This is a genomic window from Pseudomonas sp. v388 (assembly GCF_003935425.1).
GTDB lineage: Bacteria > Pseudomonadota > Gammaproteobacteria > Pseudomonadales > Pseudomonadaceae > Aquipseudomonas.
This window is the reverse complement of the sequence record NZ_RHQN01000001.1, coordinates 93,518-111,126: the sequence shown is the minus strand read 5'-3', so window position 1 is coordinate 111,126 and position 17,609 is coordinate 93,518. Positions and strand designations below refer to the sequence as shown.

The following is a 17,609-nucleotide window of genomic DNA, read 5'->3' as shown; positions in this document are numbered from 1 at the left end:
ATGAATCAGGGTGCAAACGGGGGCGCCTGGTTGATTTCGATAATCAGCGGCCGGTCATGCGGCGCTTCGCGCAGCAGCGCTTGCAGGTGCGCATGATCCCGGGCGCGTTCGGCGACACAACCGAACCCGCGCGCTATCGCCAGAAAATCCGGGGTGTAGATATCCACGCCCAGCGGCGTGATATCCCGGCGTTCCATGTAGCGCTTGATCTCGCCATAACCCTGGTTATTCCACAGCAGCACGATGATCCCGAGCTGCGCTTCTACCGCGCTGGCCAGCTCCGGCAAGGTGAACTGAATACCGCCATCGCCCATCAGGCTGATCACCGGGCGCGAAGGCTCGGCCAGTTTCGCACCCAGCGCCGCAGGCAAGCCGTAGCCCAGTGTGCCGTAGCCGGTGGAAGCGTTGAACCAGCGGCGCGGGCCGTTCAACTCGACCAGGTGATTGCCGCTGTACACGGTCTGCGTCGAATCGCCGACGAAGCGCGCCTCGGGCAAGACCTCAAGCACGCAGTCGAACAACTGGCGGTAATGCGCCCAGCCGCTGAAATCCTCGGCCAGTTGCCTGCGCACCGCCGCAGCCCGCTGCGCACCACGGCTTTCGATATGCGCGTCGCGCGGCGGCAGTTCGGCAAGCAGGGCGCGTATCGCCTGCGCAGCATCGCTGAGAATCGCCAGGCGCGGCGCCTGGTTGCGGGTCAGCTGTTCGGCGTCGATATCGATGCGAATCAAATCGCCGCCGATCTTGAAGTTGCCGTCGAATACTACGTCGTAATCGGTCTCGCCCAGTTCGGTACCGATGGCCAGCACCACATCGGCGTCCAGCGCCAGTTGCCGCACCGGCATCAGGGACTGGTTGCTGCCCAGCAACAGCGGGTGGTCAGCGGGCAACAGGCCCTTGGCGTTGATGGTCAAGGCGGTGGGTGCGTCCAGCCGGCTCGCCAGCTCGCGCACCTCGGCCATGGCCGCTACGCAGCCGCCGCCCAGCAGCAACAAGGGACGTTGCGCCCCGCGCAAAAGCGCGGCGGCTTCGGTAATCGCCACAGGGTCCGGTCCCGGCCGGGCGATGACACTGCGCGGCAGCAGCGCCAAGTGCGCGGCGCTGGCGGTGATGATGTCCAGCGGCAGCTCGATGTGCACCGGGCGCGGACGCTGGCTGTCGAACACCGCAAAGGCGCGCGCCAGGACAGTGGGCAGTTCATCGACGCTCATCAGCGTATGGCTGAAAGCGCTGACCCCGGCGACCATCGCCCGCTGGTCAGGCAATTCATGCAAATAGCCGTTGCCCAGGCCCAGGCGGGTGCGTTCGTTGACGCTGGAAATCACCAGCATCGGAATCGAGTCGGCATAGGCCTGACCCATCGCTGTGAGGATATTGGTCATGCCGGGGCCGGTAATGATGAAACACACCCCCGGCCGACCGCTGACCCGCGCATAGCCGTCGGCCATGAAGCCGGCACCCTGTTCGTGGCGCGGCGTGATATGGCGGATGCCGCTGCCCGGCAGGCCGCGATACAGCTCCACGGTGTGCACGCCGGGAATGCCGAACACGGTATCGATGCCCCAGGCCTGCAGTTGCTTGACGAGAAATTCTCCACAGGTGGTCATGCTGCGCGCTCCTCTTCCAGACCGATAAAGCGCCGGACCCGCGGATCCCCGTCGAAGCGAATCGCGGCGGGCGACGCGTCGGTCACCACGTGGCCGTTTTCCATGAACACAATGCGGTCGGAGATCGACAACGCGAAATCCATCTCGTGGGTGACGATCAGCATGGTCATGCCTTCGGCGGCCAGGTCGCGGATGACGTTAAGCACTTCCCCCACCAGCTCCGGGTCGAGCGCCGAGGTCGGTTCGTCGAACAGCATGATGTCCGGTTCCATGGCCAGGGCGCGGGCAATCGCCACGCGCTGTTGCTGACCACCGGACAACTGATGCGGGTACTTGTCGGCATGGGCCAGCAGCCCTACGCGATCCAGCAAGGCATGGCCCCGGCGGCGCAGTTCATCGGTGCCGGCCAGGCCGTGGTAACGCGGCGCGAGGATGACGTTATCGAGAATGGTGCGATGCGGGAACAGGTTGAAGTTCTGGAACACCATGCCGATGCGCCCGATGCCCTGGCGGATCACCGCCGAATCGGTGCGCTTGCCGGCCTTGATGTAGTCCTTGCCGAACAGCACGATCTCGCCGCGATCGATGCTTTCCAGGCTGTTGATGGTGCGGATCAGCGAGGTCTTGCCCGAACCGGACGGGCCGATGATGGTAATGACCTCGCCGGGCTTGACGCTCAGTTCGATGCCCTTGAGCACTTCATGGTTGCCGTAGCACTTGTGAATATCGCGCAGCCTCAACGCGTCAGGTTGCCCGGCCGGCGACTCGCCACGCGGCTTGCCTGCAACCGCCGGCAGGCGCAGGGCTTCGGCCTGCGAGGCATCGAGGGTCTGCGCGGTTTTGCGCGACAGGTCCAGATGACGCTCGGCCCACTGCAACAGCCAGCCGAACAGGGTGACGATCAGCACGTAATACACGGCCACCGCCGCCAGGGTTTCCAATACCAGGAAGTTTTGCGCGTACATGCGCTGGCCGACCAGCAGCAACTCACTGAGGGAGATGACCGACACCAGTGAGGTGAGTTTGACGATGGTCACGTACTCGTTGGTCAAAGTCGGCAGTGAAATGCGGATCGCCTGCGGAATGATCACCAGCCGTTGCGCGCCCAGCCCGCGAATGCCCAGCGCCTTGGCCGCCTCGCGCTGCCCTTTGAGCACCGACAGCAGGCCGCCGCGGTGGATCTCGGCCATGTACGCGGTTTCAGTCAGCACCAGCGCGATCAGGCCGGAATAGAACGGCTGTGAAAGCACGCTGCCGGTGGCCGGAAACAGCTGCGGCAGGTTGTAGACAAACACCAGCAGCACCAGCAACGGGATGCTGCGAAACAGCCAGATGTACAGGCTCGCCGGTACACGCAGCCAGGCATGGGTCGACAGTTTGGCACTGGCCAGCAGAAAACCTAGCGCCAGCCCCAGAGTCCAGGACAGCGTGCTGAGCTGAACCACGGTCAGACAGGCTTGCCAGAATGCCTGGACGGAAAACAGCGAGAAAAAATAGGCCCATTCGAATGCCATGATGACCTCGGTGCAGCAGATGGGTGGCGAAGGCCTGCAGGGCGCTGCGTCGTCGACACAGCGCCGTCATGCGTCAGATACAGGCCCCCAAGCCTTGGGGGTTATGCCGGTTCCAGGTTGTACTTCTTCAGCACCTCGCGGTACTCGCTGCTCTTTTTGTAGGTCTCGACCACACTGCGCAGCTTTTCGAGCAGTTCGGCGTTGCCGCGCTTCACATAGATACCGAGCGTCTGCGGATAGAGGGATTTTTCAGAACTGATCACGATCCGGCCACGAGCCTTGTCGACGATCATTTTCGCGGCGGCGGAAATTTCCAGATGCGCCTGGATATTGCCCGACATCAGCGCCTGGGAGGCTTCGGCGGTGGTCGGGAATTCGCTGATGGCGATCTCGCCTTTGTTCTGTCTGGCGCAGTAATCGGCCGACACGGCCTTGAGCTGGTTGATCCAGTTGGTGCCCTGCTGCAGACCGACTTTCAGGCCGCACAGATCCTCGGGCTGCTGCGGTTTGGCGGCGCTGTCACTGCGCACCATGATCGACGCGCCCACTTGCGCATACGGAATCGCCTCGGCCTGCCTGGTGCGTTCTTCGGTGATGTACATGCCGGAAATGATGGTGTCGAAGCGGTTGGCATTAAGGCCCAGGATCAGGTTCGGGAAACGGGTGTCGACGAACTCCACCTTCAAGTCGCCCAGCTGTTTGGCCAGCGCAGTCGAGACTTCCGGGTCGAAGCCCACCACCTTGTCGCCGTCGTAAGACTCGAACGGCGGATAGGAAATCTCCATGCCGACCTTCAGCGTACCGGGTGTGGCAGTAGGTGCCGCCTGGACGCTGCCGGCGAACAGGGCTGCGCCGATGATCAGGGGAGCGGCAAGGCGCGAAAACGGGGTGCTTGGCATAGTCGTCATTCCAGATTGAGGGGAAAGGCAGGTCACGAAGTCACGCTCTGGTTTTTCAGGTGCCCGAAGCTTGAAGGCTTTCTGGCGTGCTGCGGCAGGGCCAGCTGCCCGTCCGCCACACGCTGGCGAAGGTATTGATAGGTCTGCAGGGCCTGAGCCCACATATGCTCGCCGATAGTGATCGGCGCATAGCTCTGCTGGCTGTCCGCGAACTGCGGCAACGGTTTGATCTGAGTGTGGTAGTCGCAGGCGTAGAACAGCGGAAACGAATAGCGCTCCTGCTTGACCTTGCGCACCCGGTGGGCGGTAGCGACAAACGCGCCGGCGGTCATCACCTCCAGCATGTCGCCGATATTGACCACGAAAGCGTCCTGCAAAGGCGGCGCGTCGATCCACTCACCCTGCTCGTTCATCACCTCCAGCCCCGGCTGGTCCGCCTTGAGAATGGTGAAGCACTCGTAATCGGTGTGCGCGCCGATGCCGGGTGCGTCGTGCGCGTCGCCGTCGAACGGGTAATGGATCAGGCGCAGCTTGGACGGCGGAAAACAGGCCATGTCATCGAACGCGTGTTCATCCAGCCCCAGCGCCAGGGCGAAGCCGCGAAACAGCTGGTGCCCCAGAGCAAACACCGCCTGATAATAGGCCTGCACCGCCGTCTGAAAGCCCGGCAAGGCCGGCCAGTGGTTCGGCCCCAGCAGCGGCGTACCGGCCAGCACCAGTGGGTGGTCGGCGGGCACCTCGAAACCGATATCGAACGCTTCTTTGTGATCCGGCTTGCCGGTGCCGTACACCTCCTCGCCTTCGGGCACGAAACCCTTGTGGCTCTGGGAGGCGCCGATGTAGTGCTGCATTTTGGCGTCCAGCGGCTGGGCGAAATAGTGCTCGGCGGCGTGGTGCAGATCGTCGATCAATTGCGGCGCGATGCCATGGCCGGTGATGTACAGGAAGCCCACATGCCGGGCCGCCTCGCCAAGCGCCAGGGCCACCGCCTGGCGGTCTTCCAGACGTTCGCTGAACAGGCCGTGGATATCGACCACGGGAATGCGGGTGAAAGCAGCACGTTCACTCATGGCAGCAGGCTCTCTGGGCGTTTGGAAAAAACGGTGAAATGTTCGCGCTCGGTGCGGCCCATCCAGGCATTGAGGCCCCATAGATCAGCCACCGGCACATCGGTGAACGGCAAGTGATGCAGGTAACCATCCGGCCCGAACTCAGGGGTCAGCGTGGTGCCAGCAAAACCTCGGGCCTGTTGCGAGCGCCAGATCGCTTCCCAGTGCCGCTGATGAAAGGCCAGCGCGGCGGCGTATTCCGGGGCGCCGGGGTGCGGCACCTGCGGACCCTGGTCGTAACCGACCCGGGCCTGGATGTGGTGCACGCGCTCGACAAAGGCGCCGAGGTCGTCCGCCGGGTCATCGAGCAACCGCTCGCAGGTCACCACCCAATGGCTGATGTCGCTGGTGAAGCGCATCGCCGGCAGCTGTTCGATCAGTTGCAGGGTCAGCCACGGATTGAATAGCGACCGGGCTCGATGGGTTTCGAAGCTGCAGGTCAGGCCGCTGCGAGCGGCGATTTCCAGCGCCTCGCCGAAGAAATCCACCTGCTGCGCCAGCGGCCAGCGGTCGTTGCCGGCGAGCACGTTGACGAAGCGCGGCTGCAGCTCTGCAGCCCGTTGCAGCTTGCGGGCAAAGTCCGCCAGGTGCTCGGCGGGCGTCGCCGACTGCACGGGCAGTACCGCGCTGGATGTGAACAGAATGGCAATGTAGGGCAACCGGTTATCGCGCAGAAAGGTCGCCAGCGCCGCACGTTCGGCGGCGTCCTCGGGAACCCGGGCTTCAAAGCCGTCGAAGCCCGCAGCGCGCGCCTCGTTCAACGCCTGTTGCCATGTGCCGCGGTAGCCCCACAGCGTGCGAAAAAGTTCCAGTTTCATGGGCACACCTCAGCGGCAGTATCGGCATGGGCGTAGCGCGGGCTACACATGGGCGGCGGCCGACTGAGGGACGTTGCTCATGGCCTTGCGGCCGAGCATCGGGTGCGCGCCTTTGGGGCCGTACACCGCAGCAGGCTCCGGAAAGGTGCGCAGCAACGTCAGGTACAGCAGCGCCGCCAGGCCAAGGGTGATCGGCAGGCTGATGTCGATGCCGCCGGCCAGTTCGCCAAGCGGCCCGACGAACTGCCCCGGCAGATTGACAAAGCACAGGCCCACCGCCGCACTCGGAATCCATGCACCCAGGCCGCGCCAGTTCCAGCCATGGTGGAACCAGTAACGCCCGCCACGCTCGCCGCGGGTGAACACTTGCAGGTCATCGGCGTGATAAAAGCCGCGACGGCTGACCAGGCCCAGGATCATCACCACCATCCATGGGCTGGTGCAGGTGATGATCAGCACCGCGAAGGTCGATACGCTCTGCACCAGGTTGAAGGTAAAGCGGCCGATGAAGATAAAGGCAATCGCCGCCACACCGATCAACAGCGTGGCGCCGGCGCGGCTGAGCAGGCGTGGGAACATGCTCGACATATCCAGCCCGGTGCCGTACAGCGCGGTGGTGCCGGTGGACAGGCCGCCGATCACCGCAATCAGGCACACCGGCAGGAAGAACCAGCCGGGCGAAATCGCCAGCAGGCCGCCCACGTAATTAGCGCTCTCGATGTACTGCGGCGCCTGGGTCGCGACCAGAGTCGCGGTGCACAGCCCGAACAGAAACGGAATCAGGGTGCCGGCCTGGGCGGCCATTACCGCCAGCATGATGCGGGTCTTGGAAGTGTCACGCGGGATGTAGCGCGACCAGTCGCCGAGAAAGGCGCCGAACGACACCGGGTTGCTCATCGAAAGCAGTGCCGCACCGATGAACGCTGCCCAGAAGCCGGGTTGTTGCAGATTGAGGCTGCCGGCATAACCAGCATCGAACGAGCCGGAAAACGCCAGGATGCCCAGCAGGAACAGCAGGCTCGACGCCCACACTGCAATCTTGTTGACCCACAGCATGAAGCGAAAACCGAAGATGCAGACCACCAGCACCAGCACCGCAAACAGCCCGTAGGCCAGCCCCAGGCTGAGGTCGGTTTCCGGCAGGCCTACCAGGCGCCGGGCGCCGCCCACCAGCGCATCGCCGGAGCTCCACACCGACAGGGAAAAGAACGCCACCGCCGTCAGCAGCGACAGGAACGAGCCGATGATGCGCCCATGCACGCCGAAATGCGCACCGGACGACACCGCATTGTTGGTGCCGTTGATGGCGCCGAACACTCCCATCGGCGCCAGGATCAACGCGCCGACCGTGACGCCGAGAATGATCGCCCAGACTCCGGCCTGGAACGACAGGCCGAACAGCACCGGAAAACTGCCCAGCACTGCGGTGGCGAAGGTGTTGGCGCCGCCGAAGATCAGGCGGAACAGATCGATAGGGGATGCGTGGCGTTGACTGTCGGGTATCTGCTCGACACCAAAGGTTTCAATACGGGTTTCAATGCGGGTTTCAATACGCGTCGAATGACTCATGTGTTGCTCCAGCGCCTGTCACGGTTGTTGTAAGGCCAGCGCAGGCACGCTGACCCTTTATGGCCGCCCGTTGACCCCGGGCGGAGGGCTGAATCTCATTGTTATAGTGTCGCTATCGATCCATCAGCCTCGCATCAGAGGCGTATCAGCCCGGCACCTCCGACAAATGTTCATGCCAGGCCAGCCAGCGCGTGCCGTCGAAGCGGAACACGATTGTCTCGCGCTCCTTGAGCCGCAATTCTTCGCTTCCGACCCGCACGTGGGTCGCCACATCATGGGTAAAAATCGCGACATCGCCCTGCACGTTGACCCAGGCGTTGCTCGACTCGCAACCCAGCACGGCAAAGCCGTCGGCCTGCCACTGCTGCCACAGCGCCGCGTATGCAGCCCGCGAATTCAAAGGCTCCGGCAAGGTGTGAAACACGAAACTGGCGTCCTCACTGAAACAGTCGAAGTAGCGCGCCGTGTCATTGCCGGCGAAGGCGCTCACCAGATCCGCCGCCGCCTGGAGCACCTGCGTTTCGCGGCCGTGGGCGGCAGCGTTCATCGACGCACCACGCCCGGCAGTACACACAACATTTCGTACAGCAGGTTGGCGCCCAGCAGCGAGGTGTTACCGGTGGTGTCATACGGCGGCGACACCTCGACCAGGTCGCAACCGATCAGGTCCAGCCCCTGGCAGCCGCGGATGATCTCCAGCGCCTGAATCGTGGTCAGCCCGCCCACTTCCGGCGTGCCGGTGCCCGGTGCCCAAGCAGGATCGATGCCATCGATATCGAACGACAGGTACACCGGTCCACCGCCGACCTTGTCCCGTACTTCGGCCATCAGAGGGGTCAGTGACTTGTGCCAGCATTCCTCGGCCTGCACCACCCGGAAGCCCTGTTTGCGGCTCCAGTTGAAGTCCTCGCAGGTATAGCCCTGGGCACGCAGGCCGATCTGGACCACGCGGTCGCTGTCGAGCAAGCCTTCTTCCTGGGCGCGGCGGAATGTGGTGCCGTGGGCGATCTTCTCGCCGAACATGTGATCGTTGACGTCGGCATGGGCATCGATGTGCACCAGCCCGACCTTGCCGTGCTTCTTGTGAATGGCGCGCAGGATCGGCAGCGTCAGGGTGTGGTCGCCGCCCAGGGTCAGTGGCACGATGCCGTGGCCCAGAATCCGGTCGTATTCCTGCTCGATGATGCGCACCGCGTCGAGCAGGTTGAAGGTATTGATCGGCACATCGCCGATGTCCGCCACGTTCAGCGAGTCGAACGGTGCGGCACCGGTGGCCATGTTGTAGGGCCGGATCATCACCGACTCGGCGCGGATCTGCCGTGGTCCGAAACGAGTGCCGGAGCGCAACGAGGTGCCGATGTCCAGAGGAATGCCGACAAACGCGGCATCCAGCCGTTCGAGTTCTTCAGGAGCCTGCACATGGGGCAAACGCAGCATGGTGGCGATACCGCCAAACCGAGGCATCTCGTTGCCGCCCAAGGGCTGGTGGAAAGTCTTGTCCACGGGGTGGCCTCACCTTGATGTCATTGAAGTGCCCCGATTCTGGTGTCGCTGCGCAGCCGGAAGAATCGCTGCCGACAAATAATCAGTTCAGAGATTTCTAAACCAAGCGCGGATACACTGCTCGCCCTGCGCGCTACTCCGGAGCCTCTCGCAATGTCTTCTGTTTTGCCCGATATCAAACTGCTGCGCATCTTCGCCTGCGTAGCCCGCCATCGAGGGTTTGCCGCCGCGCAGCAGGAACTCAATCTCTCCACGTCTGCCATCAGCACCTACATGAGCCAGCTGGAAACCCAGCTGGGCCTGGTGCTCTGCCATCGCGGCCGCGGCGGCTTCAGCCTGACCAGCAAAGGCGAACTGTTTCACCAGGAAACCCTGCGCCTGCTTGCCGAGCTGGAAGGTTTCGAGCGCTACAGCGCCGCGCTCAAGGGCGAACTGCGCGGCACGCTCAACCTCGGCGTGCTGGATTCCACCGTCAGCGATCCGGCCTTGCCGCTGGCCGACGTGATCGGCGCGTACAGCAAGGAGCACCCCGCCGTGCACCTGCACCTTTCGGTGCTCAGCCCTGCGCAACTGCAACTGGGCGTGCAGGAAAACCGCCTGGACCTGGCCATCGGCGCCTTCTCCGTGCGCATGAACGGCCTGATGTACCAGGCGCTGTATCGCGAACAGCACTGGCTGTATTGCAGCGACCGCCACGAACTGTTCGATCAGAAACGTATCCCTGCGCAAGTCATCACCCAACAGCGCATGGTCGGCCGCGGCTACTGGAGCCAGGCGGAACTGGCGCGGCATGGCTTCAAGCACAGTGCGGCGACCGTCGAATCGATGGAAGCGCAACTGATCCTGGTGCTGTCCGGAGCGTATATCGGCTACCTGCCGGAACATTACGCGCAGTTCTGGGTGGACCAGAAACGGCTGAAAGTGTTGCTGCCGGCCACCTTCGGCTACCAGGCACCGTTTTCACTGGCGCTGCGACGCGGGCGCTCGCGGGAGCCGTTGATCCAGAGTTTCCGGGATCGGCTCAAGGGCTGGTTTGACGCAGGTTGACGGCAGGGTTCAGCGGCGCGGGAGGTTCATCGGCAAGCGGCGCGCCGCCGCCCGCCATCGGCAGGTCCGTCAGGCCAGCAGCGCTTTGAGATGCAGAACGGCACTCTCCGGCGTGGTCAGCACCGGCCCCTTGAAGACCGAGCGCACCTCACTCGCCGCCTGAGTCATGGAAAACTGAGCAAAGCAGACCACGTCGTAACCGGTCAGGGCCGCGGCCGTTTCGCGGATGATCCGGTTGTGCTCCACTGCGTCGCCGCGCTTCAACGCCTGCAGAGCCCCTTCGCACAGAACCGGAGTAACGTCGACGGACTTGCCCACTGACGCTGCATGGGCAGTGAAATCGTCCAGTATCGGCCCGACCGCCGGAATGAACGTGGTCAGCGCCGCAATCCGGGAGCCAAGCGATACCGCCTCGGCCACCATGGCTTCGTTCGGCTTCAAGACCGGTTTGGCGTACCGCTGGCGGCAGACTTCCATCGCATCGGTGAAAGCCGAGCAGGTATAGAGCACCGCATCGGCGTCGGCGGCAAACGCGTAGGCGGCCAGATCGTGGATACGACGCCTGAGGCTGTCGGTCAGGCCTCCAGCAGCGGCAATGTCGATCGACAGTGAGTCATCCCACAGATTCATGAGCCGCGCCTCAGGCCACAGGGACCGGAACGCGTCGTTGATCGGTGAGATGGAGACGTCAGTGGCATGAATCAGGAAGATGCGCGGCTGTCCGGCCATGATGTTCATTACTCCGTATTCAGGTTAAAGGCCCAGGCGGCACTTACCGCCATCATCGGGCCCTGCGATGAATCACTGCGCCTCAACCGGCCCATTGAGAATCACCACCCCGTCGGCGTCGCCGTACAGCCAGTCACCGTTGGCGATGGTTTGCCCGGCAAAGGTCACCGCCACGCCGATCTGCCCTTCCGAGCGCTTGACCGATTTGCGCGGCGACACTCCCAGTGCCTTGATGGCAACAGGCAGCTGTCCGAGCACTTCGCGATCCCGAACGTAGCCGTAGATCAACAGCCCTGCCCAGCCGTTCAGGACCAGGTCCTGGGCCAGATGGTCGCCGAACAACGCGCAACGATCACTGCCCCCACCATCCACGACCAGCACCTTGCCCACGCCGGATTCGGCGCTCAGTTCCTTGATGCGTGAATTGTCTTCGAAGCATTTGACGGTGACCGCTTCTCCACAGAAGTCCCGCCTGCCGCCAAGATCCTGAAACAGTGGCGCAAGCACTCGCGCCTTGTCGCCATGGTCATCACACAGATCGGTGGTTTTGAAAGACATAATTGCTCCTGGCTGAAAAATGGTTCGGCGTTTGAAGGAAAACAAAAGGTTGCACAATATGGATATTGGTGCAATAAAATGCAATCTGTCAGGACGGGTACTGTTCACTTCATTACGACAGATGATCCGATCGCCTGCTGCCCCCTTACCGGACGCGCTGACAATATTGTATTTCGTAACACTGATATACATAACAATCCTGGGCAGTCTGATGGCCTGCCTCAGCTTCGAATAAAAAGTTAGGAGAGTGTGATGCGTATTCTTGTTCTTCCCTGCGATGGTATCGGTCCGGAAATCGTCGAATCTTCGATGTCAGTCCTGCATGCCGTAAACGATAAGTTCAGCCTGGGCCTGACGTTCGATTACGACGACGTCGGCTTCAAAAGCCTTGAGAAATACGGCACGACCCTGCGCGACGAGATTCTGGAAAAGGCCAAGACCTACGACGGCGTCATTCTGGGCACCCAGTCCCACGCCGACTACCCGGTGCCTGAGAAAGGTGGCCGCAACGTCTCCGCCGGTTTCCGAATCGGCCTGGACCTGTACGCCAACGTCCGCCCGGCACGCACCCGTCCGTTCCTGACTTCGAACATGAAAGAAGGCAAGACCATGGACCTGGTCATCATGCGTGAAGCCACCGAAGGCTTTTACCCGGACCGCAACATGAGCCGAGGCTGGGGCGAAGTGATGCCCAGCCCGGACATGGCTCTGTCGACCCGCAAGATCACCCGCCACTGCAGCGAACGTATTGCACGCCGTGCCTTCGAGCTGGCGATGAAGCGCAACAAGAAAGTGACCGCGATCCACAAAGCCAACAGCTTCCACATGACCGATGGGCTGTTTCTTGAAGCTGTGCGCCACGTCGCCAAGGACTTCCCCGAAGTTCAGCTCGACGATCTGCTGGTCGACGCCTCGACCGCACACCTGGTGCGCAGCCCAGAGCGCTTCGACGTCCTGGTGGCGACCAACTTCTACGGCGACATCATCAGCGACCTGGCCAGCGAGCTGTCTGGCAGCCTTGGTCTTGCCGGCTCGATCATGGCCAGCGACGTGCATTGCGCGGCACAGGCACAACACGGTTCGGCCCCGGACATTGCCGGCAAGGACATCGCCAATCCGGTCTCGATGATTCTTTCCGTCGCCATGCTGTTGCAGTGGATGGGCGAGCAGCGCGGCAACTCCAACCTGCAAGCGGCGGCTGCCGAGATGGACCGGGCGGTGGACGTGGTGCTGGAAAGCCCGGAAAACCGCACCCCGGACCTGGGCGGCAAACTGGGTACCAAAGCCTTCGGTGAAGAAGTCGCCAAGGTCATCCTCGGTTGATCCAGGCGGGGGCAACACGTCTGTGTTGCTCCTGCCGGCTGCATACAGGCATCTCCCTACCCACAATAATTCAACGCTCATGCATCGCGACAAGCGGTCGCGGTGACCGGAGCGGGAGGTATCACAGTGACTCACTTGTTGCTGGGCTGCATTGCGGACGACTTTACCGGCGGCACCGATCTGGCCAGTACCCTGGTGCGCGGCGGCATGCGCACCCTGCAAGTCATCGGCATTCCCCACGAACCGATTCCGGATGACATAGACGCGGTGGTGGTCGCCCTCAAGACCCGCACCTTGCCCGCCGCCGAGGCGGTCAGCGAATCGCTGCAGGCCCTGGAATGGCTGAAAGGGATCGGCTGTCGGCAGTACTTCTTCAAATATTGCTCGACATTCGATTCCACGCCCCAAGGCAATATCGGTCCGGTGGCCGACGCCATGATGGCGTCGCTGGGCATCGACTTTGCCATCGCCTGCCCTGCCTTTCCCGAGAACAAACGCACGGTGTACCAGGGACACCTGTTCGTGGGCGACGTCTTGCTCAGCGAATCAGGCATGCGTCATCACCCGCTGACACCCATGACCGACTCCAATCTGGTCAAGGTGCTCCAGCAGCAGACCGACAAAAAGGTCGGGCTGGTGCCCCACAGCGCCGTGTCCAATGGCAACGGCCTGCTGAAGAAAACCCTGGCGCAGGTCAAGGATTCCGGCTGCGGCTATGCCATTGTCGATGCGGTGACCGACGACGATCTGCGCGCGATATCGGTGGTCATTCAGGATCACCTGCTGGTCACCGGCGGGTCCGGCGTTGCCCTGGGCCTACCCGACAACTTCGGTCGCAAAGGCTTGCTGGTGGGTAGCGAAGCAGCGTCGGTATTGCCGGCGGTGGGTGGTTTGAGCGCGGTGCTGTCCGGCAGCTGTTCGGTGGCGACCAACGCACAAGTGGCGCACTGGCAGGCCGGCAGGCCGGCTTTCCGGATCGACCCGCTCTCGCTCGCCAGGGGTGAGGATCAGGTCGCTGCGGCACTGGCGTGGGCGGCCGGCATCATCGAACACGAACCTGTGCTGATTTACGCCAGTGCGCTACCGGAAACGGTAAAGGCTGCGCAGGATCTGCTGGGCGTGGAGGCTGCCGGGGAAATGGTCGAAGAGGCCCTCTCGCGCATCGCTGCCGGACTGGTCGAGCTGGGTGTCAGAAAACTGGTGGTCGCCGGTGGCGAAACCTCGGGCGCGGTGGTCAAGGCGCTTAACGTAGAGGCGCTGCGAATCGGTCCGCCCATTGATCCAGGCGTGCCGTGGACGGTGAGCCTCCGGGACACGCCAATCGCCCTGGCGTTGAAGTCCGGCAACTTCGGAACGGTCGATTTCTTTGAAAAGGCCTTGGACCTGATCCAGTAAGCCGCAAGGACTGTCATCCATGAACTGACGGTTGCATGACCTGGGCGCGAGGCAGCCACTTTCCCGCTCAGGCCTTTTCGATGGGGTGCCGATCATCAAGCCGCAAGCGCAGGATCGGCGATTTCTGCGCGAATGACCCGCTCAGATGCTGCTTCATGAGCTCGGCGGCTTGCAGGTTGTTGCCCTGCTCGACCAGCTCGATCATCTGGATATGTTCGGCGCATTGCTTGAAAAAGCGCTGGCGGTCGATCATTGACCGATACTCCAGCAGCCGGCGCATATTGTTCATCTGCTTGAGAATCATCAGGTACAGCGGGTTTCCGGAGAGCTTGATGAACTGTTCATGGAACCGGATACCGTTCCTCAGCAACACATCCGCCGGCAACGTATCGATACCGCCGTCGAGCATGTCCTGTTGTTCTTTCTTCAGGCGACGCAGGATATCCAGGTCGCGTCGGTACGTGGGTTCGAGCAGTGCCGCAGGCTCGATGAGCGATCTGACCTTATAGATCTGCTCCAGGGTCTCCGGGGTCTTCGCCACCTCCAGAAAGCGCCACCCGTAGCCTGGCTTGGGTTCAACCCAGCCGACCTTGGCCGCCCGATTGAGCATGTCGATTACCTGAGCCCTGGTCAGGTGGTAGCGGTTGCGCAGGAAGTGTTCGGTCACTTCCTGCGGGATCAGGTTGTTCAGCCAGTCCTCGGAAAGCTGGTAATACGCCCGTGGCTCCTCAAGTGATTGCACTTCATCACTGACTGGCAGCGCCTCGTGGCTGCGATCCAGGACGAAGAAACCGCGGTTGGCGTGCTGCTCCAGATAACCGTCGCTGGCCAGCATGAGCAAGGCCTCGCGGGCGGGCGAGCGGGACACCCTGAACACGTCGGCCACTTTCTGGGCGCTCAGGTGTGCACCTGCTTCAAGTTCCGTGGCATGAATTTTCTGACGGAGTTCAGCAACGATTCTCTGTACTAAAGCACTTGCAGCCATTCTCGACTCACTGGCGTGTTGAACGGGACGATGAACCCTCGCTGGCGTGGCCAGTGCAGCGCAGTATACGGCCAGACAGCAAGGCCTGGCGCGATGGGGTTGTTGTCAGCCGCTCAGTGCGCTTGCTGGGTAACGGCGGGCGTGTCCGAAGGCGTCTTGTTGTTGACGCGCATGAACAGGGTCATCAAAAAGCCGGCCAGCAGCAGCGCGCTTAAAAACAGCAGCCCATTGGCCGCGCTGTGGCTGTCGCCCTTGACCATGCCAATCAAGGAAGGCCCCACGAAGCCTCCCAGGTTGCCGATGGAGTTGATCACGGCAATGGACACCGCCGCTGTGGTCCGGTCAAGGAACAAAGTCGGCAGCGCCCAGAAGGGAGACTTGAAGCTGTACAGGCCGGACAAGGCGACGCAGATCATGGCCATGGCCACATAGGGATTGCCCAGCACCCCAGCCCCGACCAATCCCAGCGTGGCAATCAGCAACGGAATGGCCGAGTGCAGCTTGCGCTCGTTGCGCTTGTCCGAGCTGCGTGACCAGAGAATCATCGCCGCGGTTGCGACGATGTACGGCAGCATGGCGATCAAACCGATCTGGGTGTGGGTCAGCGACTCGGAAAAGCTCTTGATGATCTGCGGCATCCAGTAACCGACGCCCAGGCTGCCGCATTGATAGACGAAATAGATGAACGACAGGTACAACACCTTGGGGTTGGTCATCGTTTTGTAGACGCTCAGGCTCTTCACGTTCTTGCGGCTCTGCCGGTCGCGCTCCAGTTCGGCCACCAGCCAGTCACGTTCCTCTGGCTTGAGCCACCTGGCCTGCTCGGGTTTGTCGGTCAGATAGAAGTAGCATGCCACGCCCAGGAACACGGCCGGGATGCCTTCGAGAAACAGCATCCAGCGCCAGCCGCTCCAGTTGAACCAGCTGATGTTGTCCATGATCCAGGTGCTCATCGGCGCGCCAATGATGTAACTCACCGGAATGGCCGCGGTGAACAGGGCCACGGTGGTGGCCAGCTCTTTGGAGCGGAACCAGAACGTCAGGTAGACGATGATGCCAGGAAAGAAGCCCGCCTCGGCCACACCCAGGAAAAACCGCAGTACATACAGCTGGTTGGCGGTCTGGGCGAAGGCAGTCGCCGCAGCGATAGCGCCCCAGGTCACCAGAATCCGGGCGATCCAGACACGCGCGCCGAATTTGTTGAGCATTACGTTGCTCGGCACTTCGAACAGGAAGTAACCGATAAAGAAGATCCCGGAAATGAAGCCGAACGCTTCGCTGGTCAGCGCCAGCTCTTTGTTCATTTGCAGCGCGGCATACCCGATATTGGCGCGGTCCAGGTAGGACACGATGTAGAGCAGGAACACGAACGGAATGATCCGGAGCGTGACCTTGCGGACAATGGCGGTTTCTTCAGGCGTATTATTGTTTTTCATGGCGACCTCACTGCAAGCAAGCCAGTGCCTGCTCACGCATGTGTTATGAATCCAGCGTTATTCAGGCAGAAAACACCATGCACACCGGGCTTCCGGTGGAAACGGTGAAACCTGTCCTGCTCATCCTTCCTGTCTGTGGGTCCAGCGCCAGCGATACGATGCTGTCGCTGTCTTCGTTGAGCGCAAAAATGAATCGACCATTGGGGGTCAAAGTGAAATAGCGTGGGGTTTTCCCATCGGTGGGCATGAATGCGACCGGGCTCAGCAAGCCCGTTGCCGGGTCGATGGCAAACGCGGCGATGCTGTCGAAGCCGCGGTTGGACGCGTAAACAAACCGACCGCTGCGGTCCACTTCGATTTCCGAGGCGCGGCTGTTGCCGGTGAACGTCGCGGGCAATGAAGACACCACCTGAAGCGGTGTCAGCGAACCGTCCTGGGCGTCGAAGCCGTAGGTAGTCACCGTCGAGTCCAGCTCGTTGATGACATAGGCAAACGGTGCATGGGGATGCAAGGCCAGATGCCGCGGCCCCGATCCTTCACGAGCGGCGGCAAAGGGCTGATCGGCCGGAAACAATCGGCCGTTGTCGAACCGGAAGCTGAACACCCGATCCAGCCCTTTGTCGGGCACCAGCACGAACTGGCCGGAATGATCAAAGGGGTTGAAGTGCGGCTTGGGGAACGGTTGTTCGATCCGATGCGGACCGACCGGACCTTCCAGAGCGAGCAATTGCCTGACTGCCCCCAGACGCCCGTCCTTGCCGACATCCATCACGGCCAGGGTGCCGCTGATATGGTTGGACACCACCAGAAACCGCTCGGTGGGGTCCAGCGCCAGGTGTACCGGGTTTTGGCCTTCACAGCTTTGCCGATTCAGGACACTCAGCAGGCCGGTGGTTCTATCGACGCTGAATGCGCTGACCTCGCTCTGGTCCCCATGAACCGTATAGAGCCGGTCGCCCGCCTTGTTGAGCGCCAGAAAGGACGGATTGACCAGTTCGCTGACCACCTGGATCGGCGCCAGCGAGCCATGTTCCTGATCGACCCGGTAAACGGTAATGCCATCGCCGCGAGCGTTGCGCTCACGGGTGGTTCGTGACCCGACATAGGCGTACATGAG

At 62.1% G+C, this 17,609-nt stretch carries 16 protein-coding genes; 3 read left to right on the top strand and 13 right to left on the bottom strand.

From position 1 onward, the window contains the following. Positions 1-5 precede the first annotated feature (5 nt). The 8 genes from EGJ27_RS00485 to speB all read right to left on the bottom strand — a co-directional run bounded on the left by EGJ27_RS00485 (position 6) and on the right by speB (position 9,019). Complete coding sequence (locus EGJ27_RS00485; protein ID WP_125828665.1) at positions 6-1,607, bottom strand: 5-guanidino-2-oxopentanoate decarboxylase; 1,602 nt, start codon at positions 1,605-1,607, stop codon at positions 6-8. Further along, positions 1,604-3,121, bottom strand: a complete 1,518-nt coding sequence (locus EGJ27_RS00480; RefSeq protein ID WP_125828664.1) for an amino acid ABC transporter permease/ATP-binding protein — start codon at positions 3,119-3,121, stop codon at positions 1,604-1,606. The genes EGJ27_RS00485 and EGJ27_RS00480 overlap by 4 nt, the downstream gene beginning before the upstream one ends. 101 nt (positions 3,122-3,222) lie before the next feature. Then, positions 3,223-4,020: a transporter substrate-binding domain-containing protein gene (locus EGJ27_RS00475; RefSeq protein WP_125828663.1), complete on the bottom strand. Its 798-nt coding sequence runs from the start codon at positions 4,018-4,020 to the stop codon at positions 3,223-3,225. 32 nt (positions 4,021-4,052) lie between these two features. Further along, positions 4,053-5,090: an isopenicillin N synthase family oxygenase gene (locus tag EGJ27_RS00470; RefSeq protein ID WP_125828662.1), complete on the bottom strand. Its 1,038-nt coding sequence runs from the start codon at positions 5,088-5,090 to the stop codon at positions 4,053-4,055. Further along, positions 5,087-5,947, bottom strand: coding sequence for a sugar phosphate isomerase/epimerase (locus EGJ27_RS00465; protein WP_125828661.1), 861 nt, complete (start codon positions 5,945-5,947; stop codon positions 5,087-5,089). The genes EGJ27_RS00470 and EGJ27_RS00465 overlap by 4 nt, the downstream gene beginning before the upstream one ends. Positions 5,948-5,989: 42 nt before the next feature. After that, the gene (locus tag EGJ27_RS00460) at positions 5,990-7,516 is read right to left on the bottom strand and encodes a cytosine permease (protein ID WP_125828660.1); all 1,527 of its coding nucleotides are present in this window, start codon (positions 7,514-7,516) and stop codon (positions 5,990-5,992) included. Between the two features lie 145 nt (positions 7,517-7,661). Beyond that, positions 7,662-8,063 (bottom strand): nuclear transport factor 2 family protein, encoded by a 402-nt coding sequence (locus tag EGJ27_RS00455; RefSeq protein WP_125828659.1) that lies wholly within the window; start codon positions 8,061-8,063, stop codon positions 7,662-7,664. Next, entirely contained in the window at positions 8,060-9,019 is a 960-nt protein-coding gene (gene speB, locus EGJ27_RS00450; protein WP_125828658.1) for an agmatinase, read from the bottom strand. The genes EGJ27_RS00455 and speB overlap by 4 nt, the downstream gene beginning before the upstream one ends. Before the next feature lie 153 nt (positions 9,020-9,172). Between speB and EGJ27_RS00445 the strand changes: the two genes are divergently transcribed. Continuing rightward, entirely contained in the window at positions 9,173-10,066 is an 894-nt protein-coding gene (locus EGJ27_RS00445; protein ID WP_125828657.1) for a LysR family transcriptional regulator, read from the top strand. 69 nt (positions 10,067-10,135) lie between these two features. Here EGJ27_RS00445 and EGJ27_RS00440 read toward each other — a convergent pair whose 3' ends face one another. Together EGJ27_RS00440 and rraA are read right to left on the bottom strand one after the other, a co-directional pair. Next, positions 10,136-10,795, bottom strand: a complete 660-nt coding sequence (locus EGJ27_RS00440) for an aspartate/glutamate racemase family protein (RefSeq protein WP_125828656.1) — start codon at positions 10,793-10,795, stop codon at positions 10,136-10,138. A 72-nt stretch (positions 10,796-10,867) separates the two neighbouring features. Beyond that, entirely contained in the window at positions 10,868-11,353 is a 486-nt protein-coding gene (gene rraA, locus EGJ27_RS00435; RefSeq protein WP_125828655.1) for a ribonuclease E activity regulator RraA, read from the bottom strand. Between the two features lie 252 nt (positions 11,354-11,605). On the opposite strand from rraA, the gene EGJ27_RS00430 reads away from it, so the two are divergent. Together EGJ27_RS00430 and otnK are read left to right on the top strand one after the other, a co-directional pair. Continuing rightward, positions 11,606-12,676: an isocitrate/isopropylmalate dehydrogenase family protein gene (locus EGJ27_RS00430; protein ID WP_125828654.1), complete on the top strand. Its 1,071-nt coding sequence runs from the start codon at positions 11,606-11,608 to the stop codon at positions 12,674-12,676. 126 nt (positions 12,677-12,802) lie between these two features. Beyond that, the gene (otnK, locus tag EGJ27_RS00425) at positions 12,803-14,071 is read left to right on the top strand and encodes a 3-oxo-tetronate kinase (protein WP_125828653.1); all 1,269 of its coding nucleotides are present in this window, start codon (positions 12,803-12,805) and stop codon (positions 14,069-14,071) included. A 67-nt stretch (positions 14,072-14,138) separates the two neighbouring features. Here otnK and EGJ27_RS00420 read toward each other — a convergent pair whose 3' ends face one another. From EGJ27_RS00420 to EGJ27_RS00410, 3 genes are all read right to left on the bottom strand, one after another. Then, the gene (locus tag EGJ27_RS00420) at positions 14,139-15,056 is read right to left on the bottom strand and encodes a GntR family transcriptional regulator (RefSeq protein ID WP_125828652.1); all 918 of its coding nucleotides are present in this window, start codon (positions 15,054-15,056) and stop codon (positions 14,139-14,141) included. A 113-nt stretch (positions 15,057-15,169) separates the two neighbouring features. Beyond that, positions 15,170-16,492: an MFS transporter gene (locus EGJ27_RS00415; protein WP_125828651.1), complete on the bottom strand. Its 1,323-nt coding sequence runs from the start codon at positions 16,490-16,492 to the stop codon at positions 15,170-15,172. Positions 16,493-16,553: 61 nt separating this feature from the next. Then, positions 16,554-17,606, bottom strand: coding sequence for a beta-propeller fold lactonase family protein (locus tag EGJ27_RS00410; RefSeq protein WP_125828650.1), 1,053 nt, complete (start codon positions 17,604-17,606; stop codon positions 16,554-16,556). Positions 17,607-17,609: the final 3 nt, after the last annotated feature.